Genomic DNA, 26,179 nt, shown 5'->3' on the forward strand with positions numbered 1-26,179 from the left:
ACAGTAACTTGTTTCAGTATTAGCGAACTTGGGTTCCGCGTCAAGATCGCGTCAAGACGCCAGGTCAGTGCGTAAGTGGATCGTCAGAGACACGGAATCGGCCTCTCTGGAGGTCGAAGCTGAGAGAGCGCATCCGGTCGAGGGCGACCGAGCGTCATGGCTGCGATGCACAGCAGCACGGCAAAAGATTTCGAAGAGGGAAGCTCATGGCCGATCTGGCCTACGTTGCTCTGATTCTCGGTGGTTTTCTCGTGTGCGCGCTGGTGCTGCGCGCCCTACAGGCGAGCGCTCCCAAATGACGGTTGCCGGTGTGGTCAGCGTGGTTCTGATCGCCGTCGCCGCGGCATTGGTCATTTATCTGCTCGTTGCACTCGTAGATCCTGAGAGGTTCTGATGTCGCCCGCTCTTGCAGCCGGCCTGCAGATCGCTTTTGTCCTCGCCGTTCTGGCAATTGCCTACGTTCCGGTGGGCGACTACATGGCACGCGTTTACACGTCGACGCGAGATCTGCGGGTCGAGAGTGTGATCTACCGCGTCGGCCGGATCGACTCGCGGGCCGAGCAGACGTGGTACGGCTACGCCGCAAGCGTTCTCGGATTCTCGTTGGCGAGCGCATTGTTCTTGTACTTTCTCCAACGGATTCAGGGTGTACTACCGCTGAGTGACGGACTGTCCGGCGTCAGCCCTGCCGTTGCCTTCAACACCGCGATTTCTTTTGTGGCGAACACGAACTGGCAGTCGTACACGCCGGAAACGACGATGAGCAACTTCGTTCAGCCCGTCGGCCTGGCGGTGCAGAACTTCGTCTCTGCCGCAGTCGGGATGGCGGTGGCCATCGCATTGGTTCGTGGCTTCATTCGGGTTGCCCGGGGCGGCGAAATCGGCAACTTCTGGGTCGATCTGACGCGTGGTTCTCTGCGCATCCTCCTCCCGTTCTCCTTCGTGATCGCCCTGATCCTGTTGAGCCAGGGAGTGATCCAGTCGTTCCACAGCGGTTTCGCCTCCACCGGCCTCGACGGCAATGCGGTGACCAATGCACTAGCTCCCGTCGCGTCCCAGGAAGCGATCAAGGAACTCGGCACGAACGGCGGCGGGATCTTGGCTGCCAACTCGGCGCACCCGTTCGAGAACCCCACCCCGCTGAGCAATATCGTCGAGATTCTGGCGATCCTGTTGATTCCGGTCTGCCTCACACGAACATTCGGAACTCTCGTCGGTGATCGTAGGCAAGGCCTCACCCTGCTCGCAGTGATGGGAATCCTGTGGAGCGGACTGCTCGCGGTGACGCTCGCTGCCGAATCCGGCGCACGCGGTGTTGCCGCCACAGCAGCTGGTTCGATGATGGAGGGCAAGGAAGTTCGCTTCGGAATCCCCGGATCGGCATTGTTCGCGGTGGCGACCACGGGAACGTCGACGGGTGCGGTGAACTCGGCCCACGACAGCATGTCGCCCCTCGGCGGCGGCGCGGTCCTGCTCAACATGTTGCTCGGCGAAATCGCGCCGGGCGGAGTCGGAACCGGCCTCTACGGGATTCTCGTGCTGGCGCTGATCGCAGTGTTCGTCGGCGGACTGTTGGTCGGTCGCACGCCCGAATACCTCGGCAAGAAGCTGGGTCGACGCGAGATAACCCTTGCGGCGCTGTCGATCCTGGTCATGCCCGCACTGGTCCTGATCGGTACCGCCATCACCGTGATCCTCGGTTCGACCACCGGTTATCAAGGCAACGGGGGAGATCCGGGCACGCCGGGATCGATCCACGGGTTCAGCGAGGTGCTCTACGCTTTCGCTTCCGCCTCGAACAACAACGGCAGCGCGTTCGGCGGTCTGACCGTCACCAGCGACTGGTTCCAGTCGTCCCTCGGAATCTGCATGCTCCTAGGCCGATTCCTGCCGATCATCTTCGTTCTCGCTCTGGCCGGTGCGCTGGCCTCTCAGAAGAAGGTGGCGCCGACGGCCGGCACCCTCCCCACATCCGGTCCGATGTTCACCGGCCTGTTGACCGGAACCGTCGTTCTTGTTGCTGCACTTACATTCTTCCCGGCCCTCGCGCTGGGCCCGCTAGCGGAGGCTCTTCAATGACCGTGCGTATCAGTGAGAAACCCGTGGTGGCGCAAGACGCTGCCGACAAGGTTGATCCAGGGCAGTCCCGTCAAGTACACGCAGGCGTATTCAACCCGCGGCAGATGATCACCGCGTTGCCGGGGGCCGTACGCAAACTCGACCCACGCCACTTGGCGCGTAACCCGGTCATGTTCGTGGTGTTCGTCGGCTCCGTCATCACCACCGTCATGGCGATCGCCGATCCCTCGGTGTTCTCATGGGTGATCACCCTGTGGCTCTGGTTCACGGTGATCTTCGCGAACCTCGCCGAATCCGTGGCCGAAGGGCGAGGCAAGGCTCAGGCGGCCAGCCTGCGCAAGGTCAAGCAGGACACCACAGCGCATCGGATCACGATGAGCGGTGCGATCGAATCGGTTTCCGGCACCGAACTGGTGGTCGGCGACCGGGTGATCGTGGTTGCCGGCGAGGTCATCCCCGGCGACGGCGACGTGGTCGAAGGTATTGCCTCCGTGGACGAATCGGCGATCACCGGTGAATCCGCCCCGGTAGTCCGTGAATCCGGTGGCGACCGCTGCGCCGTCACCGGTGGTACGACGGTTCTCTCCGACCGGATCGTCGTGGAAATCACCGCAGCACCGGGCAGTTCGTTCGTGGACCGGATGATCGCGCTCGTCGAAGGCGCCTCGCGTCAGAAGACACCCAACGAGATTGCGCTCAACATCCTGCTCGCGTCGTTGACGGTCATCTTCCTCCTCGCCGTCGTAGCCATCGGCCCGATGGGCTTGTACGCGGGGCACGAGCAGGATCCGATCAAGCTGATCGCACTCCTCGTCTGCCTGATCCCGACGACCATCGGAGCGCTGCTCTCGGCAATCGGTATCGCGGGCATGGACCGCCTCGTCCAGCGCAACGTTCTCGCGATGTCGGGGCGTGCCGTGGAAGCTGCGGGCGACATCGACACCCTGTTGATGGACAAGACCGGAACCATCACCTTCGGCAACCGCCGGGCGACCGCGCTCCACCCGGCACCCGGCGTATCCGCCGACGATCTTGCTGCGGCAGCGCGCTTGTCGAGCCTGGCTGACGGAACTCCCGAGGGACGGAGCATCGTCGAGTTGTGCGCAGCAGAGTTCTCTCTCGCGGCCGAACCGACGCTCGACGAGGAACGCGCCGAGTTCGTTCCCTTCACGGCACAAACGCGGATGAGCGGACTCGACCACTCCGGACGCCAAATCCGAAAGGGTGCAGCAGATGCGGTGATGAACTGGGTCGTCAGTGGCGGTGGACATGCAGAGACCGCGGTGACCGACACCGTGAACGACATCGCCCAAGCCGGCGGAACACCACTGGTAGTTGCCGTCAAGCACGGTGAGAGCACCTCGATCCTCGGCGTGATCGCGTTGTCCGACGTCGTCAAGCCGGGAATGGCTGACAGGTTCGCCGAACTCCGGGCGATGGGTATTCGCACGATCATGATCACCGGCGACAATCCGTTGACCGCGAAGGCGATTGCCGATGAGGCGGGCGTCGACGACTTCATGGCGGAGGCCACCCCGGAAGACAAACTGGCCCTGATCCGGAAGGAGCAGGAAGGCGGACGTCTCGTCGCGATGACCGGTGACGGGACCAATGATGCGCCCGCCCTTGCCCAGGCGGATGTCGGGGTCGCGATGAACACGGGAACCTCGGCAGCCAAAGAGGCCGGGAACATGGTCGATCTCGATTCCGATCCCACCAAGCTGATCGAGGTAGTGGAAATCGGCAAGCAATTGCTGATCACCCGCGGCGCCTTGACCACATTCTCGTTGGCGAACGACCTGGCGAAGTACTTCGCAATCCTGCCGGCATTGTTCAGCGGCATCTACCCGCAGCTGGACGCGTTGAACATCATGCGGCTCGCCACCCCCGAATCGGCGATCGTCTCGGCCGTGATCTTCAACGCCCTGGTGATCATCGGGTTGATTCCGTTGGCGCTCAAGGGTGTTCGATACCGCCCGTCGACAGCATCGCAGTTGCTCGGACGTAACCTGCTCGTCTACGGTCTCGGCGGTGTGATCACACCGTTCGTCGGTATCTGGTTGATCGATCTCGTCGTGCGTTTGATTCCTGGAATTGGGTGACCTGACATGCGTTTCACTATCGGTTTTGTCAAACAGGTGTGGGCGGGTTTGCTCGTATTACTTGCACTCACGGTCGTTCTCGGTGTGATCTATCCCGCCGCGGTGTGGGGGGTCAGCCGGATCAGCTCCGGATCTGCCGAAGGCTCACCGGTCACTGATGCCGCCGGTTGCGTGGTCGGCAGTGCCTGGGTGGGTGTTGATCCGCAGGTTGCCGAAGGGCAGCAGGACCCGTTCTTCCACAACCGCGTTGTCGGATCCGTTTCGGACGAGGATCCTTTTGCCACCGGTGATCCCGCTGCGGCACTACCGTCCAACCAGGGGCCGAGCAGCGAGATTCTGGCCGGATTCATCATCGAGCGCCGGGCAGCCATCGCGGCGCGTGAGGGCGTCGACCCGGCATCGGTTCCCGTCGACGCAGTCACCGGTTCGGGCTCGGGTATCGATCCCCACATCAGTCCGGCGTACGCCGAGCTGCAGGTCGCGAGGGTGGCGGCGAACAACGGCATCTCGGAAGACCAGGTGCGGGACTTGGTGGCTGAGCACACCGACGGTCGGCAACTCGGATTTCTCGGAGCCGAGCGAGTCAACGTCCTGGAATTGAACCTGGCACTCGGATTGACGGCACCTACGTGTGCTGCGCCGACGACTGGTGGATGATTGTCACGTGAGTTCTTCGGAGAAGGTCGGTCAATCTTTCGGTAGGGCACGCAAACGTGGTGAATTGCGTATCTACCTCGGCGCTGCCCCCGGCGTCGGAAAGACCTTCGCGATGCTCGGTGAGGCTCATCGACGTCGAGATCGTGGCTGTGACGTGGTCGCGGCCGTTGTGGAGACACACGGCCGCGCCCGCACCGCGGCGCAGATCGGTGACCTCGAGATCATTCCGCCGAAGCTGGTGGACTATCGCGGAACACGGATGCCGGAACTGGACGTCGAGGCCGTGTTGGCTCGGCGGCCGGCCCTTGTCCTCGTGGACGAGTTGGCACACACCAACACGCCGGGGAGTGAGAATCACAAGCGCTGGCAGGACGTACAGGAACTGCTCGAAGCCGGGATCGACGTCCTGTCCACGGTCAACGTGCAACACCTCGAAAGCCTCAACGACGTTGTCGCGCACATCACCGGCGTGGTTCAGCAGGAGACGGTTCCGGACGCGATAGTGCGTAGTGCGGCGCAGGTCGAGTTGGTCGACATCACTCCGGAGGCGCTGCGCCGCAGACTTTCTCACGGAAACGTGTATTCGCCGGAGCGTGTCGATGCGGCATTGGGTAACTACTTCAGACGCGGAAACCTCACGGCGCTACGCGAACTGGCTCTGCTGTGGGTGGCCGATCAGGTGGACGCCGCCCTGGCGAAGTACCGGGCCGAGAACAAGATCACCGATACCTGGGAGGCGCGCGAGCGTGTCGTCGTTGCCGTGACCGGGGGACCGGAGTCGGAAACGCTGGTACGACGCGCATCCCGTATCGCGTCGAAATCGAGTGCCGAGCTGATGGTGGTTCACGTCGTGCGCGGTGACGGACTCACCGGCGTCTCGGCTCCGGAGATGGGCAAGGTGCGCGCGTTGGCCGTCGGGGTCGGCGCCACGCTTCACACCGTTGTCGGTGACGACGTACCGTCGACGCTTCTCGAATTCGCCCGCGAGGAGAACGCCACACAGTTGGTTCTGGGAACGTCTCGACGTTCTCGGCTGGCGCGCATCCTCGACGAGGGGATCGGCGCCGCGGTGGTTCAGCAGTCCGGCGGCATCGACGTTCACATGGTCACCCATGAGGAAACGACCGTCCGTCGGCGGATCTCGTTGTTCGGCCGATCCGAGTACCGCTTGCTGTCGTGGATTGCGGCAGTGGTGGTTCCGACGGCTGCAGCCGGACTCATGGGTCTGATCGACCGGATCTCCGGCGTGCAGGGCGAAAACGCGTTGTTCTTCGTGGTGGTGGTTCTGGTCGCGCTGCTCGGTGGTGTCGGGCCGGCAATGCTGTCTGCTCTGTTATCGGGACTGCTGCTCAATTACTTCTTCACCGACCCCAGGTACAGCTTCACGATCGCCGAACCCGACAACTTCATCACGACGGTGGTGCTGCTGATAGTGGCTGTGGCAGTGGCCGTTCTGGTGGACGCCGCCGCCAAAAAGGCTCGGGAAGCGAAGCGTGCTTCGGAGGAAGCGGAACTTCTGACACTGTTTGCGGGGTCGGTTCTCCGCGGTGCTGACCTGTCCACGCTGCTCGAGAAAGCTCGTGAAATCTACCGTCAACGTGGGGTTTCGGTGGTGCATCCTGAGGATGGCGTAGTCGCGGCCGTGGGTGCAGAACCGCCGGCACGTGAAGCTGACGCGGATTCCGTGTGCGAGGTAAACGACGGCGAATACGCACTGATGCTGTCGGGGCCGGAGTTGAGTGCGCGTGATCGTCGGGTGTTGACCGTTGTCGCGCACCAGGCGGTCGGCATGATCCGTCAGGACAAGCTCACGGTCGAAGCGAGCAAGGCGGCTGCATTGACCGAGGCTGATCAACTGCGCCGAGCATTGCTTTCGGCTGTGAGCCATGACCTTCGGACACCGCTCGCCGGCGTGAAGGCTGCTGTGTCGAGCTTGCGCAGCGACGACATCGAGTTCTCACCTGAGGACACGGCAGAACTACTGGCCACCATCGAGGAGTCTGCGGATCAGTTGACCGCGCTGGTCGGCAACCTTCTTGATTCGTCCAGACTGGCTGCGGGAGTGGTCAAGCCGACGTTGCGAGCGGTGTACCTCGACGAAGTTGTTCACCGGGCGTTGCTTGGATTAGGCATCGGCGGCCGGTCGGACTCCCGGTCTCACAGTGTGATCGTCGACGTGGGTACTGTTGCCGTGCAAGCCGATCAGGGTTTGCTCGAGAGAGTGATCGCCAACCTCGTCGACAACGCATTGCGGTACGGCGGCACAACACCGGTGCGAGTGGGAGCAGCACGCGTCGGAGACCGCACCGTCATCACCGTCGCAGATACCGGCCCCGGTGTACCCCGTGGTGAAGCCGAATCGATGTTCGAGCCGTTCCAGCGGATGGGAGATCGCGACAACACCGGCGGAGTGGGCCTCGGGCTGTCCGTGGTTCGTGGATTTGTCGACGCGATGGGCGGAACGGTCAGTGCCACCGACACTCCGGGCGGTGGGTTGACGATGATGGTCGAACTGGCCGGTGCAGGAACGAATGGAAGCGAGTCATGAGCCGGATACTGGTTGTCGACGACGAACCGCAGATCTTGCGGGCACTACGCATCAACCTCACTGTGCGTGGATATGACGTGGTGACGGCGTCCACCGGAGCAGGGGCCCTGCGCGCTGCAGCGGAACGGCCGCCGGACGTGGTGATTCTCGATCTCGGACTGCCGGACATGGACGGCACCGAAGTACTTGCAGGCCTGCGTGGCTGGTGCACGGCGCCGGTCATCGTGCTGTCGGCGCGCACCGACTCCGCGGACAAAGTCGAGGCCCTCGATGCCGGTGCCGACGATTACGTCACCAAGCCCTTCGGGATGGACGAGTTTCTGGCCCGCGTGCGCGCAGCGGCGAGGCGTGGAACCTCGGCGGCCGATACCTCGGAACCGTCGGTCGAGACCGCGTCGTTCACGGTGGACTTGGCTGCCAAAACGGTGAGTCGGCGCGGTGAACAGGTGCACCTGACTCCGACCGAGTGGGGCATGCTCGAGATGCTTGTGCGCAACCGCGGAAAGCTGGTCGGGCAGAAGGAATTGCTTCGGGAGGTGTGGGGACCCGCTTACGACACCGAGACTCACTATCTGCGTGTCTACCTGGCTCAACTTCGTCGCAAGCTCGAGGACGACCCGGCCAACCCCAAGCATCTGATCACCGAGGCGGGGATGGGTTATCGATTCGTGGTGTGAGAAACCAGGTGTGAGAAACCAGGTGTGAGAAACCAGGTCAGATCATCACCACCAATTTGCCACGAGCCGTACCGGCTTCCATCTTGGCATGTGCTTGCGCGATGTCCTCGAACGCGAACACCTCGTCGATCGGTACCACCGCCTCGCCTGACGCGACAGCGGAGAGGAAGTCTTGCAGTACGTCGGCAGGCAGGTCGGACGCGTCCCCGCCGTACGAGGTCAATCGCACTCCGCGTGGAATGTAGTCGATCGGATAGAAGTCCTTGACTGTCCACTCGTTGGACAACATGCCCGTGAAACACACGGTCCCGTGAACGCGAGTGGCGCGCAACGTATCGGGAAGTGTTGGTGTTCCGACTAATTCGAGAGCCAGATCAACACCGTCCGGGAAAATGTCTCGCACCTGGCCTGCCACGGTACCGTCGTCGAGGACAACGTGGTCGACCCCGATCGCGGTCAACGATGACGTCTTGCTCGCATCGCGGGTGGTCGCAAGGACCGTGAGCCCCCACTGCTTCGCCAGGACTGCGGTTGCCATGCCGACCGAGGAGGTTCCGCCTCGAATCAGTAGGGATTGACCGGATTTCGCATCCAGTCCCACCGTCAGAGAGCCGTACGACGTCTGCAGCATCTCGGGAACAGCTCCCACTGTCGACCAGTCCAGTTTGCTGGAGAAGGGAACGACCTGGCTGACGGGAACGCATGTGTACTCGGCATATCCGCCGTCGAAGACCCGACCCATCCCGCCCATCATGGCGGCGACCTGCTGCCCTTCGGTCAACTCCCCGCCGGGGCAGTTCACCACTTCGCCGACGGCCTCGATGCCCAGCACCCTCGGGAACGTCACGCCTTCGGCGAGGCCGAGGCGGGTGTGCAGTTCGGATCGATTGAGACCGAAGGCCTTCACGCGGATGAGGACCCAGCCGGTGGTAGGCGCCGGTATGGGAATCTCCTTGATCGTCAATGCTTCTGGCGGGCCGGGGGCGTCGAGCACGATTGCGCGCATTGTGTCGGTCATGCTTTCTCCTCGGTGATGAGTGTCAGTCGACGGTTGGCTTCGCGCAGCGTGGCCAGTGTGGCGCCGAACCGATCGAGAGCCTCGGGCGTCAGCACGGAACCGAGACGGCGTGCCAGTTCGTCGTCGAACGTGGCCTTCGCCCGCTGCAACAGGCCGATGCCGTCGGGGGTCAACGCGATGAGTGAGGATCGTTTGTCGGCGGGATTGGATTGTCGACGGCAGTGCCCCGAGGACTCGATCCGATCCACCAATTTGCTCGTGCCACCGACGGTGATCGCGAGGGCTTCGGCAATGTCGAAGACCCGACAGGAACCTAGCCTGTCGATGATCTGCATCGGCTCGAATCGACTCAGTGGCAGGTCGTGCTCGATTCGTAGTCGCTGGTCGACGGCCGTCCACAGTTCGGTTTCGAAGCGGACGAGGTTGTCGAAGTGACCGCTCAGGTCCGACCCCGTCATGAGCAGACCCCGAACCGATATGCATTCCGTGGAATCATTCTTTCACCGTACGCCCGATTCGTGATCAATTCCATGGAATCTATTTGCGGCCTTTCGTTGTGTCGGTGGCGCATGGGAACATATGTTCGTGTCGCATGAACCGCTGGATCGAGAAACGCCAGGTAATCACCCTGGCGGTGCTCGTTCTGGCGGTAATCATTCTGGGGGTAGTCGACCTACGGGTGACGCAACGATCCTCCATGCGGACCTCGATTCGTTCTACGCATCGGTCGAGCAACGTGACGACCCGACTCTGGCGGGCAGGCCGGTCATCGTCGGTGGTGGCGTGGTCCTGGCGGCAAGCTACGAGGCCAAGGCGTTCGGGGTTCGAACTGCGATGAGTGGTGGTCAGGCTCGATCACTGTGTCCCCAGGCGATCGTCGTTCCCCCGCGAATGTCGGCGTACTCGCAGGCGAGCAAAGACGTGTTCGACGTCTTTCACGACACGTCGCCGCTGGTCGAAGGAATCTCCATAGACGAGGCCTTTCTCGAGGTCGGCGGGCTCGCCAAAATCGTGGGAAACCCGCTGCAGATCGGGGCCAACCTCAGGCGCGACGTGGCCGAGCAGGTCGGACTCCCGATCACGGTCGGGATCGCACGCACCAAGTTCCTGGCCAAGGTCGCGAGTGCATTCGCGAAACCCGACGGATTGCTGCGAGTGCCGCCGGAGGGCGAGACCGAATTCCTGCATCCGTTGCCGGTCGAGAAGCTGTGGGGCGTCGGCAAGATCACGGCCCAGAAGTTGCGAAACTTCGACATCGTGACGGTGGGTGACATCGCTCGGCACGACGAATCCTCGATCGTCTCGATTCTCGGGGGCGGCGCCGGTCGCCATCTCTACGCGCTCTCGCACAATCGAGATCCGCGCCCCGTCCGCGCCTATCGTGGCCGCAGTTCGATGGGTGCTCAGCATGCGCTTGGTCGCGGATCCCATTCCCGCGCAGAACTCGATGCGTCGTTGATGTCCCTTGTCGACCGTGTCAGTCGACGCATGCGTTCGGCGCAGCGGACGGGGCGCACGGTCACGCTCCGGCTTCGCTTCGCGGATTTCACGCGGGCAACTCGATCTCACACGCTGCGCCGGTCCACCGCCGACACAGCGGAATTGCTGAACGCCTCGATGGTGCTGCTGGACGAAGCGATACCGATGATCGCGGACAAGGGCATCACGTTGATCGGTGTCGCTGTCTCCAACCTGGATCGGGACGGCGCCGAACAACTCGAATTGCCCTTCGACGGTCCAGGATTCGCGGGTCCGGACACTGCCGCCCTCGACTCGGCGATGGACAGCGTCCGGAAGAAGTTCGGCTCGGCGGCTCTCACGAGGGGAGTGCTCCTGGGACGCGATCCGGACCTGTCGGTGCCGCTACTGCCGGACTAGGTGAGGTTTTCTCTCAGAGTCGCTCCCTCGTATTCGTGTCGGAACAACCCACGCGCCTGCAGCACCGGAATCACGTGATCGACAAAATCTTCCAGGCCCTGCGGATAGGTCGGCGGCATCAGATTGAAACCGTCGGCACCGCGGCCGTCCAACCAGGATTCCATCTCGTCGGCAATCGACTCCGGTGTGCCGATCATCGTTGCGTGACCACCACCCGCAGCGAGCGTCCCGAGGAGTTCCCGCACAGTCGGTGCGTCCTTCTCGACGATCCGCAGAATAGTTGCGTAGCGTCCTTGCGGCCCGCTGAATGCTTCGAGTGGAGGCAACGGGGGCACGGGCCCGTCGAGATCCCAGTCCTCGCAATCCTGTCCGGTGAACAACGAGAGTTGGCGTATCGACTGTTCGGTGGGCAGCAGGCGATCAAGTTCGGCCTTCTTGGCCCGTGCCTCGGCGACAGTACTTCCGACGTAGGTGACCAGCCCCGGCATGACGGCGACCGAGTTCGAATCCCGGCCGGCGCGCTCGATTCTCGACTTCACGTCCGCGTAGTAGCTCTGCGCGCTGGGTAGGTCGTAGGCAACCGAATAGATCGCCTCGGCGCGCTGCGCAGCCAGATCGCGACCCTGCTCGGACGCCCCGGCCTGAAACAAAACCGGTCTGCCCTGCGGGGATCGAGGAACCGTCAACGGGCCGTCGACACGAAAATGCTTGCCGTCGTGATCGATGCGAGAAATCTTGCCTGCGTCGGCAAAACGTCCCGCCCGGTCGAGGATCAGCGCGTCTTCCGACCACGAATCCCACAATGCGAGGGCCACTTCGACAAATTCGTCGGCTCGTTCATATCGGGATGCGTGATCGGGCATCGCCTCGAGTCCGTGGTTGCGCGCCTCCTGGTCGAACATCGAGGTCACGACGTTCCATCCGGCCCGTCCGCCGCTGATGTGGTCGAGCGATGCCAAAAGTCGTGCCGCGTGGAATGGCGTGTAAAAGGTCGTGGAGATGGTGGTGACCAGGCCGACGTTCGCCGTCGCTCGTGCCATGGCAGTCAACGCGGTGATCGGTTCGAGAAACCACGACGCACCAGACTCGGGTTCTCGAACACTGTGACCGTCAGCGAAGAAAACGGCGTCCAGCTTGCCGCGTTCGGCGATCTGGGCGAGCGACTCGTAATACGTGATGTCACCGAGACTTTCGACCGGTGAGTCGCGGTGTCGCCACGCCGCACTGTGATGCCCGCAACCGAGCAGGAACGCACCTATCCGTAGCTGTGCGCCCATCAGTTCTTGACGAGTCCGCCGTCGACAACCAGATTCTGGCCGGTCACGGCCCGCGACCATGGGGAGGCGAAAAAGAGTGCAGCGTCGGCAAATTCGTCCGGCGTCGTGACTCGGCGCAGGGGAGTGCTTGCCGCGATCATGTCGAACACTGCTTCCGGTGTCGCGGCACTCGCATCGGTGGTGCGGAGCAAGCCGCCGGAGACCATGTTGACTGTGATCCCGTCCGGACCGAGGTCGGCGGACAGCGTCCGTGTCAGTGCCAACAGTGCGGCCTTGGCAGCGGTGTAGTCGTGGTACGGAACTACCGGATTCTGGACCAGATTGGTTCCGACAGTGATGATTCGGCCGAAGCCGAGTTCGCGCATGCCTGGTAGTCCTGCCTGGGTGGTATTGAGTGTTCCGGCAACAGCTCCGCGTAGTTGAGAGTCGAAGTCGGCCCAGGTGATCGTGTCCGCGTTCGGCCGGGCATCGCCGTTGAACGAGAAGTCGACCAGTGCATTGTCGACCACGGTCGAGATCGGTGCGTCGAATCTCTCGCGTGCAGCGGAGAACAACTGGTCGACGGAACTGCGGTCCGTCACGTCCGCCTGGACTGCGAAGGTGCGATCCTCACCCAGTTCGGCGACCAGGGCCTCGGCGGCATCGCGGCTCTTGTTGTAGTTCACGATTACGCGGGCGCCCGAGCGGAAGAATGCTCGGCTCAGTGCGGCGCCGAGCCCGCGGGCGCCACCGGTGATCAGAACGATCTGCTCGTCGAGGTTCAATGCGCGCTGAAATTGCTGTTCGGTCATGTCGACATCCCTCCGCCAGTGCTAACTGGTCAGGTTCATCGGGTCTGATCTCAGCCGACTTTTTCGGCACCCCGTGTCACCGTCCATCAGACCACGTGAGGTGAATCGTCCTGAACGCCGGGTGCGTAGTAACGGTCGGCGCGATGAGTTTTCGATCGCTCGGGAGTCGTAATTGCAAGCGAAGTGGCAACAGGCCGCTCGCCTTCGCCCCAGGAGAATCCGATGACCACCCAGCCCGTCCACAACGAAACTGTTTCCGGTAACGCCACGACGACGACACCTTCGGCCACGGCTCGCAAGGTCGGATACGTCCTGAGTGGGCTGTTCGTCGTTTTCATGCTCTTCGACGGCATCATTCACATTCTCAACCTTCAGACCGTCAAGGACGCCTCCGCCGAACTTGGGTTGCCGGACTCGCTGGCATTGACGGCCGGGGTGGTGCAACTGATCTGCCTTGCGCTGTACGTGATTCCGCGAACGTCGATACTCGGCGCGATTCTGCTCACCGGTTACCTGGGCGGAGCCGTGTTGACCAACCTTCGAGCGGAACAGCCTCTGCTGAGCACGACACTGTTTGCCGTCTATACCGGAATCGTCATGTGGGCGGGTCTGTATCTCCGAGACGAGAAGGTTCGCGAGATCATCCCGGTGCGGCGGGCCTGAAATCAGGCCCCTGAAGGGGTTGCGTGGGACGCGGTGTCCCATTATGTTTGACCTCATTCAAGTCCGTCGACTCCAATCGACGGACTGGCCGTGAGGAGACACCGATGGCTCGGTCAGCGTCGATCGAAGTCGAAAAGCCGTACCGCCAGGTACTGCAGACTTTGTCCGAGGGCTCAGTTGCCCGCAGTTTCGATCCCTATATCGACATCGACTGGGATTCACCAGAGTTCGCGATCGATCCGCATGATCCGAGGTGGGTACTCTCATCCGTGTCGGATCCGCTCGGAGCGACGCAGTGGTATCAGGATCAGTCGTTGGAGCGTCGAATCGCCATGGGAATGTGGCGTCAGGCGAATGTGACCAAGGTGGGTTCGGCATTCGAGAGCATCTTGATCAGGGGAATGCTGCAATACATCATGGCGCTACCCAACCAGTCGCCTGAGTTCCGGTACTGCCTGCACGAGATGACCGAAGAGTGCAATCACATCCAGATGTTCCAAGAGCTCGTCAATCGTATGGACATCGACGTACCAGGTATGCGACCGATGTTCCGGCGGCTGTCGCCGATCATCGGAGTGCTGGGAGCAAAGTTCCCGGTCATCTTCTTCATCGGCATTCTGGCTGGTGAAGAACCGATCGACCACTTCCAGAAGGATCTCATCCGCGAGGGTAAGGACACGCCGCCGGCGATGCTCCGCACCATGGAGATTCACATCGCCGAAGAAGCGAGACACATCTCGTTTGCTCACGAGTTCCTGCGCAATCACGTCCCCAGACTCAGTCGTACGAGTCGAGCCATCACATCGGTCGCCTTCCCCGGCACGATGCGTTGGCTCGCGGGCGAAATCATGTCACCGCCAAAGGAATTCGCCGAAGAATTCGGAATCCCGGACGAGGTGATGAAGAGCGCTTTCTGGGGGAGCCCACATTCACGCCGCATCCTAGGTAACTACTTCGGTGAAATGCGAGCCCTGGCAGACGAACTCGGATTGATGAATCCGGTGTCGAAGCGTGCGTGGCGAAAGCTGCGCATCGACGGCGACTACGCCCGCTACCGCGGCGAGCCGAAGCGTTCCGACAAGACCCGGATCTAGTCCGGCCGCGAAGTTCCTCCGTCGGAGGACACCAGCTCGGCTATGAGCGTGGACAATTCGACATGGGGATCGATCTGTAGCCCGCTCGAGCGTGCAACGCCGTCGAACATGTACCAGGTGTATTTCGCGAGGTCGGCGACGATCTCTTCGCGGCTCGGTTTCGGATCGGTGCTTCGGACCCAGTGGGTGAGCGTGCCCTCGACCATTGTCACCACTGCGAACGGTAGTGAATCGAAGGGTGAGGAGTCGATCCCCACGGATCGACCGACTTCGGTGATAGTGGTGAGGGCCGAGTCGGCGATTGTGGCCTTCAGACTGCTGATCGCGTCGATGCTCTCGTCGTCGTAGTCGGTGGGGCCGGTACCCATGAACTCGTGAATCCGCGGATGCTCGGTGATCCACTCGGCGACGGCGCTGATGGTTCGGGTCAGGATCTGGTCGAGAGTGCCTACCGAAATGCTCATCGACGCATCCAGGGCCGCCGCAAATTGGCCGAGCACAAACGCTCGGACTCGTCGATCGAGGTCGTCTCGGCCGCTGAATTGTCGGTACACCACCGACTTGGCGAGGCCGGCACGGTCGGCGATCTGCTGGACGGACACCTCGGCACCTGCCGCGCGCTCTTCGATCAGTTCGACAGCCGAGGTGAGTATCCGTTTCTGACGCTCGGAGTTGTGTCGCTCCCACCGCGCTTCGCGACCGGTCAACTCTGCAGTGACAGGTTGCGCAATTGCGTCGCTCGGCATCGGGCCAGTCTATCCGGACGGACCCGCCGTATTTCCGACTTGTCATCGGGCGCGGCATCGGGATCGGTCGTCGGTACAACGTGGGACACTGGTCGAGTGAGGTTGTATCGAGACACGGCGGTGGTGCTGCGCCTGCACAAACTGGGCGAAGCCGACCACATCGTCACGTTGCTCACCCGTCAGTTCGGGTTGGTACGTGCCGTGGCCAAAGGTGTCCGCCGGACCACCTCCAAATTCGGTGCCAGACTCGAACCGTTTGCTCACATCGACGTGCAACTACTTCCGGGCAAGAATCTCGACATCATCACTCAGGTGCAGACGGTCGATGCCTTCGCCACTGACATCGTCGACGACTACAGCCGGTACACCACGGCCTGCGCCGTACTCGAAACTGCCGAGCGGTTGGCCGGCGAGGAACGCGCGCCGGCCCCGCAGCTTCAGCGATTGACGGTGGGAGCACTGCGTGCGATCGCCGAGCAGGCGCGGCCGGTCGAGTTCGTGCTCGACGCGTTCTTGTTGCGAGCCATGGGCTATGCGGGTTGGGCGCCTGCCCTCGAAGAGTGCGCCCGCTGCAGCGCTCCGGGACCGCACCGTGCATTTCATGTCGCCGCAGGCGGAGCCGTCTGTACCTACTGCCGCCCGGCGGGTGCTGCGACGCCGTCGCCCGGAGTGCTCGACTTGATGGAAGCCCTGCTCCGAGGGGAGTGGGAGGGCACCGATTCGGCGCCCGCGACGCTGCGGACGCAAGCCAGCGGACTGGTCGCGGCACACCTGCAGTGGCATCTCGAGCGTCAATTGCGGACGTTGCCGCTGATCGAGCGTTCGAGGCCGCATGCAGCCGTCGAGGTCGACTTGTCCGTGAGGCAGGATGGAACCCGTGATTCGACGACGCGAACCGCGAACTCCGCTTGATCCTGCTGCTGAACGGGTGATCCGGCCACCGGACCCACATCCGTCCGGGGCGACCCCGCCGATCCTGCAAACCGAACTCATCCCGCGCCACGTCGCGTTGGTGATGGACGGCAACGGACGGTGGGCGCAGGAGCGCGGTCTGCCGCGAACCGCCGGGCACGAACGCGGTGAAGCTGTCCTGATGGACACCGTGTGCGGGTGCATCGAGATGGGTGTCGAGTGGCTCTCCGCCTACGCCTTCTCCACCGAGAACTGGAAGCGCAGTCCCGACGAGGTTCGATTCCTGATGGGCTTCAACCGTGACGTCATCCGCCGCCGACGCGACGAGATGAACGAAATGGGTGTGCGTGTCCGCTGGGCCGGTCGTAAGCCGCGCCTGTGGGCCAGTGTGATCAAGGAACTCGAGATCGCCGAAGAACTGACCAAGAACAACACAGTCATGAACTTGACCATGTGTGTGAATTACGGCGGGCGGGCCGAAATTGCCGATGCGGTAAAGGAAATCGCGAAGCGTGTCGCGGCCGGTGAGATCAATCCGGACAAGATCACCGAGGCGACGGTTGCCAAGTACCTCGACGAACCCGACATGCCCGACGTCGATCTCTTCCTGCGTCCGTCGGGGGAACAGCGGACGTCCAATTTCTTGATCTGGCAATCCGCCTACGCCGAAATGGTGTACCAGGAGAAGCTGTTTCCCGATTTCGACCGCCGCGATCTCTGGGCCGCCTGCGTCGAATACGCCTCACGCGACCGTAGATTCGGTGGCGTCAAATGACAGGGGAGAACATGACCGACACCACCGACGAAGCAGCCCGCCTACAAGAACGCGCGGCCGCCTCGCTGGCGCATTTCGTGACGGTCGATGTGGCTGCGGACGGCTCGCTTGGTTTCCAGTACTCCGGCGCGCTGTGCTCGATCCAGGCGATGAATTTGTCCGAGGGTCTGGACGTGCTGTCCATGACGTGTGTCCTCGCGTGGGACCGACCGGTCAGCGCGGCACTGCATCGCAAGGTGGCCGAGCGGAACCGGACCATCCAATTCGGTTCGATCGCGGTATTCGGCCACGGCAGTCTGGCGGACGTGATCCTGCGATACACGTTCCCGGCGGCCGGACTGGACGACGAGGCACTGACCACGATGTTGCTACTCGCGCTGACCGGCGCCGATACCGCGCGTCAGGGTTTGATTCCCTGACGCTGTCAGCTGTCAGCTGTCAGCCGGCGGCGCAGTCGCGGCAGGTGCCGAAGATCTCGACGGTGTGACTCACTTCGGTGAAACCGTTGTCCTCGGCGATGGTCTGTGACCACTGCTCGACCGTCGGGCCCTCGACCTCGACGGTGAATCCGCAGTTGCGGCACACCAGGTGATGGTGGTGTCCGGAGGAGCAGCGTCGGTAGACGGACTCACCTGTGTCGGTGCGCAGGACGTCGATGGTTCCGGCGTCGGACAGTGCCTGCAGCGTGCGGTAGACGGTGGTCAGGCCGATGCCTTCACCGCGCTTGCGCAGTTCGTCGTGCAGTTCCTGTGCCGACTTGAATTCGTCGATGTCGTCGAGCAGGGCGGAGATGGCGCTGCGCTGTTTCGTGGAACGAACGCCGACGGTGGCCGGTCCACGTTTCGAGGTCGTACTGCCCGGGGTGTTCATGCGGTGGAATCTCATCCTTCTTCGGCGTGGGCGACAGCGTCGACGACGATGTGTGCGAGGTGATCGTCGACGAGTCGATAGAGAACTTCTCGTCCGTTGCGTTCGCCGCGGACGACGCCCGCTGCTTTGAGAACGCGCAAATGCTGGCTGATGAGTGGCTGAGTGACGCCGAGAGCGCCGACGAGTTCGTGAACGCAACGCTCCGACTCGTGGAGCTGAAGCACGATCGCGATGCGAACGGGTGCAGCCAGCGCCCGCAGAATTTCGCCGGCGGCCGCCAAAGTTTCCTTGGGCGGCACGGGCGCGGGGGGTGCGGCTTCGAACGGGTCGTGCGTGTGTCCGAGGTCGGAATGATCATGGCTTTTGTGGAGATCGCCGGTATCCGCAATGCTCACAGCGAGGCTCCTTCGAGGGGTAGATCATGATGTCCGGGCATAGCCATCTCACCACATTATTGCAAATCACTTTCATTTTGATATGCACAAGTATGCATGTCAACCTTGGACGGAAGTGCGTGGCAGCCGCCAGATAGGCTGATGGTGCGAAAAGCGCACGAAAATCATGCATCTATTACCCAGATGGAGAGCAATCGAGTGGCACCCAAGTCCAAGATCGAAGCCGTTGTCAATCTCGCCAAGCGGCGAGGCCTGGTCTACCCGTGCGGTGAGATCTACGGCGGTACCAAGTCCGCATGGGACTACGGCCCATTGGGTGTCGAGCTCAAGGAGAACATCAAGCGTCAGTGGTGGCGCAACATGGTCACCAGCCGCGAGGACGTCGTCGGCCTCGACTCCTCGGTGATCCTGCCCCGCGAGGTGTGGGTCGCATCCGGTCACGTCGGTGTCTTCAACGACCCGCTCGTCGAGTGCCTCAACTGTCACAAGCGTCACCGTCAGGATCACCTGCAGGAGGCGTACGCGGAGAAGAAGAAGCTCGACAACCCGGACGACGTCTCGATGGATGTCATCGGTTGCCCCGATTGCGGCACCGTCGGCCAGTGGACCGAGCCGCGCGACTTCAACATGATGCTCAAGACGTACCTCGGCCCTGTCGAGAGCGAAGAGGGCATGCACTACCTTCGCCCCGAGACCGCACAGGGCATCTTCGTCAACTTCGCCAACGTGCTGACCACCTCGCGTAAGAAGCCGCCGTTCGGCATCGGTCAGATCGGCAAGAGCTTCCGTAACGAGATCACCCCGGGCAACTTCATCTTCCGCACCCGCGAGTTCGAGCAGATGGAGATGGAATTCTTCGTCAAGCCGGGCGAGGACGAGCAGTGGCATCAGTACTGGATCGACTACCGCCTGGACTGGTACACCGGCCTCGGCATCAACAAGGACAACCTGCGGCTGTACGAGCATGCGCCGGAAAAGCTTTCGCATTACTCGAAGGGCACGACCGACATCGAGTACCGCTTCCACTTCCAGGGCAGCGAATGGGGCGAGCTCGAAGGTATCGCGAACCGTACCGACTTCGATCTCTCGACGCACTCCAAGCACTCGGGCACCGAGCTGAACTACTACGACCAGACGACGGGTGAGCGGTACACCCCGTACGTCATCGAGCCGGCGGCAGGTCTCACGCGTTCGCTGATGGCCTTCCTGGTCGACGCGTACACCGAGGACGAGGCACCCAACTCCAAGGGCGGCGTCGACAAGCGCACGGTGCTGCGACTGGATCGTCGACTCGCTCCCGTCAAGGCCGCAGTGCTGCCGCTCTCGCGCAATGCGGATCTGACGCCGAAGGCAAAAGATCTTGCGGCGCAGTTGCGTCAGAACTGGAACGTCGAGTTCGACGACGCCGGTGCCATCGGTCGTCGTTACCGTCGCCAGGACGAGATCGGCACACCGTTCTGCATCACGGTCGACTTCGACACTCTCGAAGATCAGGCTGTGACGGTGCGTGAGCGTGACTCCATGGCGCAGGAACGCGTCGCCCTCGATCAGGTGGAAAGCTACCTGGCTGCGCGGCTGATCGGTTCCTGATTCGTTCGAAGCTGACGGGCGGTTCTTCTCATTCGAGAAGGACCGCCCGTTTTCTCTTTCCATGGTGGATCTTCAGGCGCAGGATCGAAGTTATGAGAAAACTCAGCGTGACCAACAGCGTGACTCTCGACGGTGTCATGCAGGCACCTGGTGGGCCGGACGAAGACCGTCGTGGCGGATTCGAGCACGGTGGATGGGCGGCACCCTTCAACGATTCCGTCATGGCACAGAAAATGGGGGAGGGCATGGCGAAGAAATCGGAGTTGCTCTTCGGCCGCCGAACCTACGAGAACTTCGCCTCCTACTGGCCGTTTCAGACCGACAATCCGTTCACCGAGGTGCTCGACAACACGCAGAAGTACGTCGCGTCAAGAACTTTGGGTGAACCGCTGCCGTGGAAGAACTCGACTGTGTTGAAAGGCGATGCCGCCGACGCGGTCGCCGCGCTGAAGGAAAGCGATGGCCCGGATCTGGTGGTTCTGGGCAGTGGCGACCTGATCACGTCATTGGCCGAACGGCGTCTCGTCGACACCTACACTCTGCTGATTCATCCGCTGGTTCTCGGAACCGGGCGCAGATTGTTCCCCGACGGTGCTGCGCTCGCTCAGTTCACCCTCACCGAAAGTGTTCCTACGACAACAGGCGTCATCATCGCGACGTATCAGGTGAGTTGAATACATCAGGGAACTCGCCGAAATGCTGCTTCTGCCAACGCTGGGTTCTGACGGCTTGCACACTGGTCGGCGTGACCCAGGGCGGATAGACCCGGATAGCGCGCTTGCCGCCCGAGAAGTTCGTCGACACGATGTCGTGTTCGACGAGGGTTTCGGTGGGAAAGACGAAGTGACCCAGATGTTCTTCGTCGTAGACCTTCACCACAAACAGCGCGACGCCGTCGCTGGTGTCGAAGGGGCGGATGGGCCCGGCCTCGGAACGGCGCCACAGCGTGACGAACTGACCGAGCTTGGTCGGCGTCGTCTTGGCGGATCGATAGACGGAGGGAAGGCCGTTGACGGTCAGCGTGTGAGCGCCGTACTCAGCACCCTCGGACTCGGGAATCGGTGTGGACCAGGTAAATCCGTCGGCGTTCATCGGCAACGATGATGCCACGGACCACCGACAGCCTTCGTGGCGAACGCTGTCGGTGGTAGTCCCGATTCAGGCCGTAGGTACCTTGTCGAGAAACCCGAGGACAAGCGTCACCCGGCCGTCGTCGTCGCGTTCGAGTACGTCGAACCCGTCGATCAGTGACTCGGCCCCCGCCGGGCCGAGAGCCCAACCGAATCGAGCCTGTCGGTGGTGCGCGTCCACCGGCCCGATGAGGGTGAAGTGCATGCCCGGAAATTGTTGCTGCACAGCGTTGATCATCGCGTCGATCTGATCGTGTCCGGTGACGTCCGCGAGCGGATCGGTGTAGCGGCCGCCGGGTGCGAACAATTGCTCGATCCGTGCTCTACGGGCGGTGGTATCTGTTTCGTTCCACATGTCGATATAGGCGTCGGCGATTGCGTCGAAGTCGCTCATGGTCGCTCCCTTGATCAGTTCCGGTGGTGAACATCCGGCGGTCTCGCCGGCTGAGACCACTGTTCCTCCGAAACTGCTTCGGGTCGATTACCTCCGAGGTCATGGTCTCGGCTACCTCGGGTCGCTAACTTGAAAGAATGACCTTCGAGACGATGGACGTTGGCACCGAACTCAAGCGGTGGCGGGAGCGGCGAAGGCTCACTCAGTTGGGCCTCTCGGCAGCGGCAGGAGTGTCGACCAGGCACCTGAGCTTCATCGAAACCGGCCGCTCCAAACCCAGCCGGGACATGATCCTTCACCTGTCCGAATGCCTGGATGTTCCTCTACGGCAACAGAATACGCTTCTGCTGGCAAGTGGCCACTCGCCGGAGTACTCGCAAAAATCGTTGGCGGAAGCGCCGATGTCAGCGGTGAGCGAGGCCATCGATCGCATCATCGACGCGCATGACCCTTATCCGGCCGTGGTGGTCGATCAGCAATGGGAGATGATCGCCGGGAACCAGGCCGTGAGAATCCTGACCGAGGGGGCCGCTGAATTCCTCCTGGAACCACCGGTGAACGTATTGCGTTTGAGCTTGCATCCCGAGGGCATGGCGCCGCGGATCGTGAACCTCGCGCAGTGGCGGACCCACCTGCTCGCCAGGTTGGCGCGGGAAGTGGAGGTCAGTGCGGATGCGCAGTTGGCGTCGCTGCTCGACGAGTTGCGCACCTATCCGAGCGGCGGAGACTGGCACGACGACCGCGCGAATTCCCTGCTGGTTCCGTTGCGCGTACGCGCGGGCGATACCGAATTGGCGATGTTCAGCACCACCACCGTGTTCGGTACGCCGCGCGACGTCACGCTTGCAGAGATCGCGATTGAGTCGTTCTACCCGTCGGACACGCAGACCGCCGATTATTTTCGATCAGCCGCGCAGGTCAGAGAGACTTCTTGCCGAACTTGAGCTTCCACGGCACCAGAGCGGACTCCAACTGAACCGAGAGGCTCATCTTGGAGACACCTTCGGTGCGTTCCTCGAAGCGGATTGGCGTTTCGGCGATCTTCATGCCGCGCTGAACAACTCGGTAGTTCATCTCGACCTGGAACGCGTAGCCGTTGCTCTGCACCGATTCGACGTCGATGTCGCGCAAGGTCTTTGCATGCCACGCCTTGAAGCCTGCAGTTGCATCCTTGACGTGCAGTCGCAGAATAGCGTTGACGTAGAAGTTCGCCCAGGCGGACAAAGCCTTGCGATGCCACGGCCAGTCGCCGGCAACTGCGCCGCCTTCGACGTAACGGGAGCCGAGAACGACTGCCGCATCGGTCGTGGTGAGGATCTCGATCATGGCGGGGATCGCTTCGGACGGATGGGAGAGATCCGCGTCCATCTGAATGACGATGTCGGCGTTCTCCGCCAGAGCCCGGCTCATGCCCGCGACGTAAGCACGGCCGAGTCCGTCCTTGACCGTGCGGTGAAGCACTCCGACCGGGATGGGTCCATCGATACCCAACTTGTCCGCAACCTCGCCCGTGCCGTCGGGGGAGTTGTCATCCACCACGAGGACGTGCAGGTTCGGGATCTTCAACGCGGCGAGGCGATCGACGAGCTTTGGCAGGTTCTCACGCTCGTTGTATGTAGGTACAACGACGGTTATCTGCGGGGCGACGCTTTCCATAACACCTTCGTATGATCTGTGATCCCGACTTGCCGGATGAAGCGTACGACGAGTGCGGTCGTGAACAAAGTAGGGATTTTACTACCTCGACGGGATCCGTCAGAACCGGCCGCCGCCGCCTCGACTGGTTCGGCCGCCGCCGCCACCGCCGAAACCACCGCCGCCGCCACCGCGACCTGAGCGTCCGCTGCTGCTCGGTCCGCCGTACGAGCGGGGCCCGCCGCCACCTCGCAGAATGCTGTTGATCAGGATGCCGCCGAGGATCGCTCCCGTCGCATCGCCGCCGCCACCGCGGGGTCGTTGGTTTGCTTCCCAGGTGTCGACGTCGTTCTGCGCGGCGCGAAGTGAGTGCGTCGCCAAGGTTGTAGCGGCCTGGGCGTGTTGCAGTGCCTTCGACGGATCCGAAGCCTGCAATTGCTGGGCCGCCTGCAGGTGCCGCTGAGCCTCCGCGTAGCGAGTGCGCGCCTCCGCCCCGATCGCGCCGCGCCTGGTTCCGAGGAAGTCGCCTGCAGCGGTCACCTGAGCCTGTGCGGCCAGAATGTCCTGGGCGAGGCGCTGCTGTGCACGTTCGAGCTGCTGCTTCTGCTCCTGAGCGTCGGCAAGCAGTGCGTCGAGTTGGGCGTCGGCCGCGACGATCTGGTTGAAGGCTGTCAGCGGATCGCTGTCCTTCGACGTCTGAGCATTCGCCAACGCTGCCTGGGCTGCGGCCTTCGCGTCCGCCAACTTCTGCCCGCCCTGCGCCAGGTAAGCGTCCGCAGCAGTGATGCCCTGCTGGACGTCGTCCATCGCGGACGGAAGAGTCGCGATGGCGTTTCGGATGTCGTCGGCGGCGTGATCGACGCCGTCGAGTAGTTTGCGTGCCTGATCGAGAGCCGCTTCGGCAGTGCGAATCGCGGTGACGGCAGCGCCTTGCTTACCGGCCGGCAGCGCGGTGGCATCGCGGCCTTCCTCGATCGACTTCTCGGCGAGCGTCAGGCGTTCGCTGGCCATGGTGACGTTGTTCACGACAGATGCCAGCGTCGGCGCGGGGAACTGATCCTTCAATTTGGTCAGAATCGCCTCGGATTCGGGCAAGCGCACGCTGAGAGAAACAACACTCTGCGTCAACGCATCGAGACGTGCGGGGGCGTTGATGAGAAGGTCGCGAAGCCCGTCGAACTCCTCGACGCGAGCTTCGAGTTCTTGGTCGGCTCGACCGCACGAGGAAATGATGTCGATCAGCATCTGGCGGCGTTGATCGGGAGTTTCCGGGATGGCGTCGTCGAGTCGCTGCCTGATCGCGAAGGCTTCGGCGAGGGTGGCCTTGGCCTTGTCGAATGCTGCCGAGAAGGGTGCGACGGCGGAATCTCCGAACTCGCTGCGGGCCAGATCGAGCTCCTCCTGGCTGCCGGCGATCGCGTTGTCCGTCTCGACGAGGATCTCCTTCGCGCGTTCGTCGAGCGTAGGCAGCGGGAGTGCGTTGAGGCTGGCGATGTCGTCGGGGGAGATGTTCTTCGCGGCTTCGACGCTTGCCTTGTTCTTGTCGTTCTTGCGTTTACGTGAGTACAGGACCACGCCGCCCGTCCCGACCACCACAGCGCCGCCCGCGATGAGGAGTGTTCCGACTCCCATTCCGCCGCTCGTGTTGTTCGCGTCGCCGAGTGCTCCAGCTGCGGCAATTGCCGCGCCGGTCCAATCATCCTCGGCAAGAGCCGGTTCCACCGCATCGGAATTGATCGATTCGATGTCGGAATCGGTGATGTTGCTCAGCTCAGCGGGGACGTCGAGGTAGTAAGCACGCTCCGCCGTGGCAACTGCAAGCAGGACGGACTTGGTACTCAGCGTCGACTTCGTGGCTGTCTGCTGTGCCCACGCCTGGCCACCCAGGTTGTTGAAATCGGGGACGAACGCGACCCACAGATCGATCTGGTGGTCCTCGCTGAGTTGATCGATCGCGGCTTGTATGTCGCTGCGTTGCCCGGCGTCGAGAACCCCGGAGGTGTCGGTGATGTGATTCGGCAACACCATCGGGGCGTCTGCCGAGGCGAGCGCAGGACTGAAGACGAGCGCCAGCAAAGCGAAAATCGCAGCGACGGCGGCGGCGCTTCCCCGACGGCGAACGGGTCGGGTGATTGTCCGACTCTGCTCTACCGAGGACAACTGCGAGAAGTGTGGTGCGAGGGCCATGACGCAAATCTATCCGTTGTGGCGCGTCGGCATCGGAGGTGATCGCCGCGAACTGGCAGAATTGCGGGAGTGAAACCTGCTTTCGGTAGCCGCCCCCACGACCCATCACCCTCACGGGCGGGCGGCTTCGGGGCAGGATTGGCTCGCTGGACGCGCCGACTGATCGCCGGTGCCGTGTTGATGGCCGTGGTTCTGGTCGGGGGTACTGCGTTCCGGGTGTGGCAGGTGGCGCGCATCGACGACACGCGGCCGGCCGACGCGATAGTCGTTCTGGGCGCGGCTCAGTATTCCGGCACTCCGTCGTCCGTCTTCGAGGCCCGACTCGAGCAGGCGTACAAGCTGTACAAGCGCGGAGTGGCGCCGCAGATCATTACTGTCGGCGGTAAACAAGAAGGTGACGAGTACACCGAAGCGGCGTCGGGAAAGATGTATCTGACCGATCGCGGAATTCCGTCGAGTGCGATCACCGCAGTGGAGACCGGTTCGGACACACTTCTCAGTATCGACGCGGTGAGCGCCGAGATGTCCTCGCAGGGAATCAATTCCGCTGTCCTGGTCAGTGACCCGTGGCACTCCTTGCGAACGCGGACGATGGCCCGCGACACAGGACTCCAGGCGTGGACCGCACCTACTCGTCAGGGCCCGGCTGTCTTCACCCGCGAATCCCAGTTGCACGGAATCGCTCGCGAAACCGGCGCGCTGCTCTGGTATCAGCTCACGCACTTCTCGGCAGACTTCCCCTACACGGCAGGGCAATAGAG

27 protein-coding genes and 1 riboswitch are annotated in these 26,179 nt (G+C 62.5%); of the genes, 16 read left to right on the forward strand and 11 right to left on the reverse strand.

All coding sequences use genetic code 11. The annotated features are described in order from the left end of the window. Window positions 1-295: 295 nt before the first annotated feature. The 6 genes from kdpF to EEB12_RS26030 are packed head-to-tail and all read left to right on the forward strand — an operon-like array spanning window position 296 to window position 8,063. Window positions 296-394, forward strand: coding sequence for a K(+)-transporting ATPase subunit F (kdpF, locus tag EEB12_RS26005; protein WP_007731078.1), 99 nt, complete (start codon window positions 296-298; stop codon window positions 392-394). Then, a complete protein-coding gene (gene kdpA, locus EEB12_RS26010) occupies window positions 394-2,079 on the forward strand; it encodes a potassium-transporting ATPase subunit KdpA (RefSeq protein ID WP_020969964.1) in 1,686 nt (561 codons plus the stop codon). The genes kdpF and kdpA overlap by 1 nt, the downstream gene beginning before the upstream one ends. Next, entirely contained in the window at window positions 2,076-4,181 is a 2,106-nt protein-coding gene (kdpB, locus tag EEB12_RS26015) for a potassium-transporting ATPase subunit KdpB (protein ID WP_020969963.1), read from the forward strand. The genes kdpA and kdpB overlap by 4 nt, the downstream gene beginning before the upstream one ends. A gap of 6 nt (window positions 4,182-4,187) precedes the next feature. Next, window positions 4,188-4,838, forward strand: coding sequence for a potassium-transporting ATPase subunit C (locus tag EEB12_RS26020; RefSeq protein WP_141488775.1), 651 nt, complete (start codon window positions 4,188-4,190; stop codon window positions 4,836-4,838). A 7-nt stretch (window positions 4,839-4,845) separates the two neighbouring features. Then, complete coding sequence (locus EEB12_RS26025; RefSeq protein ID WP_141488776.1) at window positions 4,846-7,386, forward strand: sensor histidine kinase; 2,541 nt, start codon at window positions 4,846-4,848, stop codon at window positions 7,384-7,386. Then, window positions 7,383-8,063: a response regulator gene (locus tag EEB12_RS26030; RefSeq protein ID WP_019749011.1), complete on the forward strand. Its 681-nt coding sequence runs from the start codon at window positions 7,383-7,385 to the stop codon at window positions 8,061-8,063. The genes EEB12_RS26025 and EEB12_RS26030 overlap by 4 nt, the downstream gene beginning before the upstream one ends. 37 nt (window positions 8,064-8,100) lie before the next feature. Here EEB12_RS26030 and EEB12_RS26035 read toward each other — a convergent pair whose 3' ends face one another. Both EEB12_RS26035 and EEB12_RS26040 read right to left on the reverse strand, forming a co-directional pair. After that, entirely contained in the window at window positions 8,101-9,081 is a 981-nt protein-coding gene (locus tag EEB12_RS26035) for a zinc-binding alcohol dehydrogenase family protein (RefSeq protein WP_141488777.1), read from the reverse strand. Beyond that, window positions 9,078-9,539: a MarR family winged helix-turn-helix transcriptional regulator gene (locus tag EEB12_RS26040; protein WP_141488778.1), complete on the reverse strand. Its 462-nt coding sequence runs from the start codon at window positions 9,537-9,539 to the stop codon at window positions 9,078-9,080. The genes EEB12_RS26035 and EEB12_RS26040 overlap by 4 nt, the downstream gene beginning before the upstream one ends. Window positions 9,540-9,660: 121 nt before the next feature. Between EEB12_RS26040 and dinB the strand changes: the two genes are divergently transcribed. Next, complete coding sequence (gene dinB, locus EEB12_RS26045; RefSeq protein ID WP_080910068.1) at window positions 9,661-10,959, forward strand: DNA polymerase IV; 1,299 nt, start codon at window positions 9,661-9,663, stop codon at window positions 10,957-10,959. Here the strand turns inward: dinB and EEB12_RS26050 are convergent. Further along, complete coding sequence (locus tag EEB12_RS26050; RefSeq protein WP_021333385.1) at window positions 10,956-12,236, reverse strand: LLM class flavin-dependent oxidoreductase; 1,281 nt, start codon at window positions 12,234-12,236, stop codon at window positions 10,956-10,958. The two genes, dinB and EEB12_RS26050, sit on opposite strands and share 4 nt — an antisense overlap. Continuing rightward, window positions 12,236-13,027, reverse strand: coding sequence for a 3-oxoacyl-ACP reductase (locus EEB12_RS26055; protein ID WP_019749006.1), 792 nt, complete (start codon window positions 13,025-13,027; stop codon window positions 12,236-12,238). Before EEB12_RS26055 ends, EEB12_RS26050 begins: the two co-directional genes overlap by 1 nt. Beyond that, a riboswitch (TPP riboswitch) is annotated at window positions 13,018-13,111 on the reverse strand. Its footprint overlaps the gene before it by 10 nt. 138 nt (window positions 13,112-13,249) lie before the next feature. Here EEB12_RS26055 and EEB12_RS26060 point away from each other — a divergent pair. Next, window positions 13,250-13,690, forward strand: coding sequence for a DoxX family protein (locus tag EEB12_RS26060; protein ID WP_020908179.1), 441 nt, complete (start codon window positions 13,250-13,252; stop codon window positions 13,688-13,690). A 104-nt stretch (window positions 13,691-13,794) separates the two neighbouring features. Continuing rightward, window positions 13,795-14,784, forward strand: a complete 990-nt coding sequence (locus EEB12_RS26065; RefSeq protein ID WP_141488779.1) for an AurF N-oxygenase family protein — start codon at window positions 13,795-13,797, stop codon at window positions 14,782-14,784. Here EEB12_RS26065 and EEB12_RS26070 read toward each other — a convergent pair. Beyond that, window positions 14,781-15,530, reverse strand: a complete 750-nt coding sequence (locus EEB12_RS26070; protein ID WP_019749003.1) for a TetR/AcrR family transcriptional regulator — start codon at window positions 15,528-15,530, stop codon at window positions 14,781-14,783. The two genes, EEB12_RS26065 and EEB12_RS26070, sit on opposite strands and share 4 nt — an antisense overlap. A 96-nt stretch (window positions 15,531-15,626) precedes the next feature. Here EEB12_RS26070 and recO point away from each other — a divergent pair, with 96 nt between their 5' ends. The 3 genes from recO to EEB12_RS26085 are packed head-to-tail and all read left to right on the forward strand — an operon-like array spanning window position 15,627 to window position 17,636. After that, window positions 15,627-16,442 (forward strand): DNA repair protein RecO, encoded by an 816-nt coding sequence (gene recO / locus EEB12_RS26075; RefSeq protein WP_019749002.1) that lies wholly within the window; start codon window positions 15,627-15,629, stop codon window positions 16,440-16,442. Continuing rightward, on the forward strand, window positions 16,399-17,217 hold the full coding sequence (locus tag EEB12_RS26080) for an isoprenyl transferase (protein ID WP_019749001.1): 819 nt from the start codon (window positions 16,399-16,401) through the stop codon (window positions 17,215-17,217). The genes recO and EEB12_RS26080 overlap by 44 nt, the downstream gene beginning before the upstream one ends. Next, complete coding sequence (locus EEB12_RS26085) at window positions 17,214-17,636, forward strand: YbjN domain-containing protein (protein WP_019749000.1); 423 nt, start codon at window positions 17,214-17,216, stop codon at window positions 17,634-17,636. The genes EEB12_RS26080 and EEB12_RS26085 overlap by 4 nt, the downstream gene beginning before the upstream one ends. Window positions 17,637-17,655: 19 nt before the next feature. Here the strand turns inward: EEB12_RS26085 and EEB12_RS26090 are convergent, their stop codons facing one another. After that, window positions 17,656-18,087 carry a Fur family transcriptional regulator gene (locus tag EEB12_RS26090; RefSeq protein WP_029255635.1) on the reverse strand — a complete coding sequence of 144 codons (432 nt, stop codon included), beginning with the start codon at window positions 18,085-18,087 and terminating at the stop codon, window positions 17,656-17,658. 11 nt (window positions 18,088-18,098) lie between these two features. Further along, a complete protein-coding gene (locus EEB12_RS26095; protein WP_003944457.1) occupies window positions 18,099-18,482 on the reverse strand; it encodes an ArsR/SmtB family transcription factor in 384 nt (127 codons plus the stop codon). 198 nt (window positions 18,483-18,680) lie between these two features. Between EEB12_RS26095 and EEB12_RS26100 the strand changes: the two genes are divergently transcribed. Beyond that, window positions 18,681-20,072: a glycine--tRNA ligase gene (locus EEB12_RS26100; RefSeq protein WP_003944491.1), complete on the forward strand. Its 1,392-nt coding sequence runs from the start codon at window positions 18,681-18,683 to the stop codon at window positions 20,070-20,072. A 92-nt stretch (window positions 20,073-20,164) separates the two neighbouring features. Further along, window positions 20,165-20,746: a dihydrofolate reductase family protein gene (locus EEB12_RS26105; RefSeq protein WP_029255634.1), complete on the forward strand. Its 582-nt coding sequence runs from the start codon at window positions 20,165-20,167 to the stop codon at window positions 20,744-20,746. Here EEB12_RS26105 and EEB12_RS26110 read toward each other — a convergent pair. Continuing rightward, window positions 20,721-21,182 carry a MepB family protein gene (locus tag EEB12_RS26110; protein ID WP_020969952.1) on the reverse strand — a complete coding sequence of 154 codons (462 nt, stop codon included), beginning with the start codon at window positions 21,180-21,182 and terminating at the stop codon, window positions 20,721-20,723. The two genes, EEB12_RS26105 and EEB12_RS26110, sit on opposite strands and share 26 nt — an antisense overlap. 48 nt (window positions 21,183-21,230) lie before the next feature. Next, window positions 21,231-21,596: a nuclear transport factor 2 family protein gene (locus EEB12_RS26115; protein ID WP_024487641.1), complete on the reverse strand. Its 366-nt coding sequence runs from the start codon at window positions 21,594-21,596 to the stop codon at window positions 21,231-21,233. 137 nt (window positions 21,597-21,733) lie between these two features. Between EEB12_RS26115 and EEB12_RS26120 the strand changes: the two genes are divergently transcribed. Continuing rightward, entirely contained in the window at window positions 21,734-22,540 is an 807-nt protein-coding gene (locus EEB12_RS26120) for a helix-turn-helix domain-containing protein (protein ID WP_019748994.1), read from the forward strand. Here the strand turns inward: EEB12_RS26120 and EEB12_RS26125 are convergent. Together EEB12_RS26125 and EEB12_RS26130 are read right to left on the reverse strand one after the other, a co-directional pair. Next, window positions 22,515-23,252 (reverse strand): polyprenol monophosphomannose synthase, encoded by a 738-nt coding sequence (locus EEB12_RS26125; protein ID WP_003944487.1) that lies wholly within the window; start codon window positions 23,250-23,252, stop codon window positions 22,515-22,517. The two genes, EEB12_RS26120 and EEB12_RS26125, sit on opposite strands and share 26 nt — an antisense overlap. A 99-nt stretch (window positions 23,253-23,351) precedes the next feature. Continuing rightward, on the reverse strand, window positions 23,352-25,418 hold the full coding sequence (locus tag EEB12_RS26130) for a TPM domain-containing protein (protein WP_141488780.1): 2,067 nt from the start codon (window positions 25,416-25,418) through the stop codon (window positions 23,352-23,354). Window positions 25,419-25,598: 180 nt separating this feature from the next. Between EEB12_RS26130 and EEB12_RS26135 the strand changes: the two genes are divergently transcribed. Next, a complete protein-coding gene (locus tag EEB12_RS26135; protein WP_128638009.1) occupies window positions 25,599-26,177 on the forward strand; it encodes a YdcF family protein in 579 nt (192 codons plus the stop codon). Window positions 26,178-26,179: the final 2 nt, after the last annotated feature.

This window comes from Rhodococcus sp. WS1 (genome assembly GCF_003797745.1).
Taxonomy (GTDB): domain Bacteria; phylum Actinomycetota; class Actinomycetes; order Mycobacteriales; family Mycobacteriaceae; genus Rhodococcus_F; species Rhodococcus_F erythropolis.

Excerpts from the sequence above, each read along its gene's own strand:
- kdpF (WP_007731078.1), top strand. The coding sequence starts at position 296 with ATGACGGTTGCCGGTGTGGTCAGCGTGGTTCTGATCGCCGTCGCCGCG.
- EEB12_RS26090 (WP_029255635.1), bottom strand. The coding sequence starts at position 18,087 with ATGAACACCCCGGGCAGTACGACCTCGAAACGTGGACCGGCCACCGTC.
- EEB12_RS26120 (WP_019748994.1), top strand. The coding sequence starts at position 21,734 with ATGACCTTCGAGACGATGGACGTTGGCACCGAACTCAAGCGGTGGCGG.
- EEB12_RS26040 (WP_141488778.1), bottom strand. The coding sequence starts at position 9,539 with ATGACGGGGTCGGACCTGAGCGGTCACTTCGACAACCTCGTCCGCTTC.
- EEB12_RS26115 (WP_024487641.1), bottom strand. The coding sequence starts at position 21,596 with ATGAGCGACTTCGACGCAATCGCCGACGCCTATATCGACATGTGGAAC.
- EEB12_RS26125 (WP_003944487.1), bottom strand. The coding sequence starts at position 23,252 with ATGGAAAGCGTCGCCCCGCAGATAACCGTCGTTGTACCTACATACAAC.
- EEB12_RS26080 (WP_019749001.1), top strand. The coding sequence starts at position 16,399 with ATGGAACCCGTGATTCGACGACGCGAACCGCGAACTCCGCTTGATCCT.
- EEB12_RS26070 (WP_019749003.1), bottom strand. The coding sequence starts at position 15,530 with ATGCCGAGCGACGCAATTGCGCAACCTGTCACTGCAGAGTTGACCGGT.
- EEB12_RS26020 (WP_141488775.1), top strand. The coding sequence starts at position 4,188 with ATGCGTTTCACTATCGGTTTTGTCAAACAGGTGTGGGCGGGTTTGCTC.
- EEB12_RS26105 (WP_029255634.1), top strand. The coding sequence starts at position 20,165 with ATGAGAAAACTCAGCGTGACCAACAGCGTGACTCTCGACGGTGTCATG.
- EEB12_RS26130 (WP_141488780.1), bottom strand. The coding sequence starts at position 25,418 with ATGGCCCTCGCACCACACTTCTCGCAGTTGTCCTCGGTAGAGCAGAGT.
- EEB12_RS26135 (WP_128638009.1), top strand. The coding sequence starts at position 25,599 with ATGGCCGTGGTTCTGGTCGGGGGTACTGCGTTCCGGGTGTGGCAGGTG.
- EEB12_RS26085 (WP_019749000.1), top strand. The coding sequence starts at position 17,214 with ATGACAGGGGAGAACATGACCGACACCACCGACGAAGCAGCCCGCCTA.
- dinB (WP_080910068.1), top strand. The coding sequence starts at position 9,661 with ATGTTCGTGTCGCATGAACCGCTGGATCGAGAAACGCCAGGTAATCAC.
- EEB12_RS26055 (WP_019749006.1), bottom strand. The coding sequence starts at position 13,027 with ATGACCGAACAGCAATTTCAGCGCGCATTGAACCTCGACGAGCAGATC.
- kdpA (WP_020969964.1), top strand. The coding sequence starts at position 394 with ATGTCGCCCGCTCTTGCAGCCGGCCTGCAGATCGCTTTTGTCCTCGCC.
- kdpB (WP_020969963.1), top strand. The coding sequence starts at position 2,076 with ATGACCGTGCGTATCAGTGAGAAACCCGTGGTGGCGCAAGACGCTGCC.
- EEB12_RS26035 (WP_141488777.1), bottom strand. The coding sequence starts at position 9,081 with ATGACCGACACAATGCGCGCAATCGTGCTCGACGCCCCCGGCCCGCCA.
- EEB12_RS26065 (WP_141488779.1), top strand. The coding sequence starts at position 13,795 with ATGGCTCGGTCAGCGTCGATCGAAGTCGAAAAGCCGTACCGCCAGGTA.
- EEB12_RS26060 (WP_020908179.1), top strand. The coding sequence starts at position 13,250 with ATGACCACCCAGCCCGTCCACAACGAAACTGTTTCCGGTAACGCCACG.
- EEB12_RS26030 (WP_019749011.1), top strand. The coding sequence starts at position 7,383 with ATGAGCCGGATACTGGTTGTCGACGACGAACCGCAGATCTTGCGGGCA.
- EEB12_RS26050 (WP_021333385.1), bottom strand. The coding sequence starts at position 12,236 with ATGGGCGCACAGCTACGGATAGGTGCGTTCCTGCTCGGTTGCGGGCAT.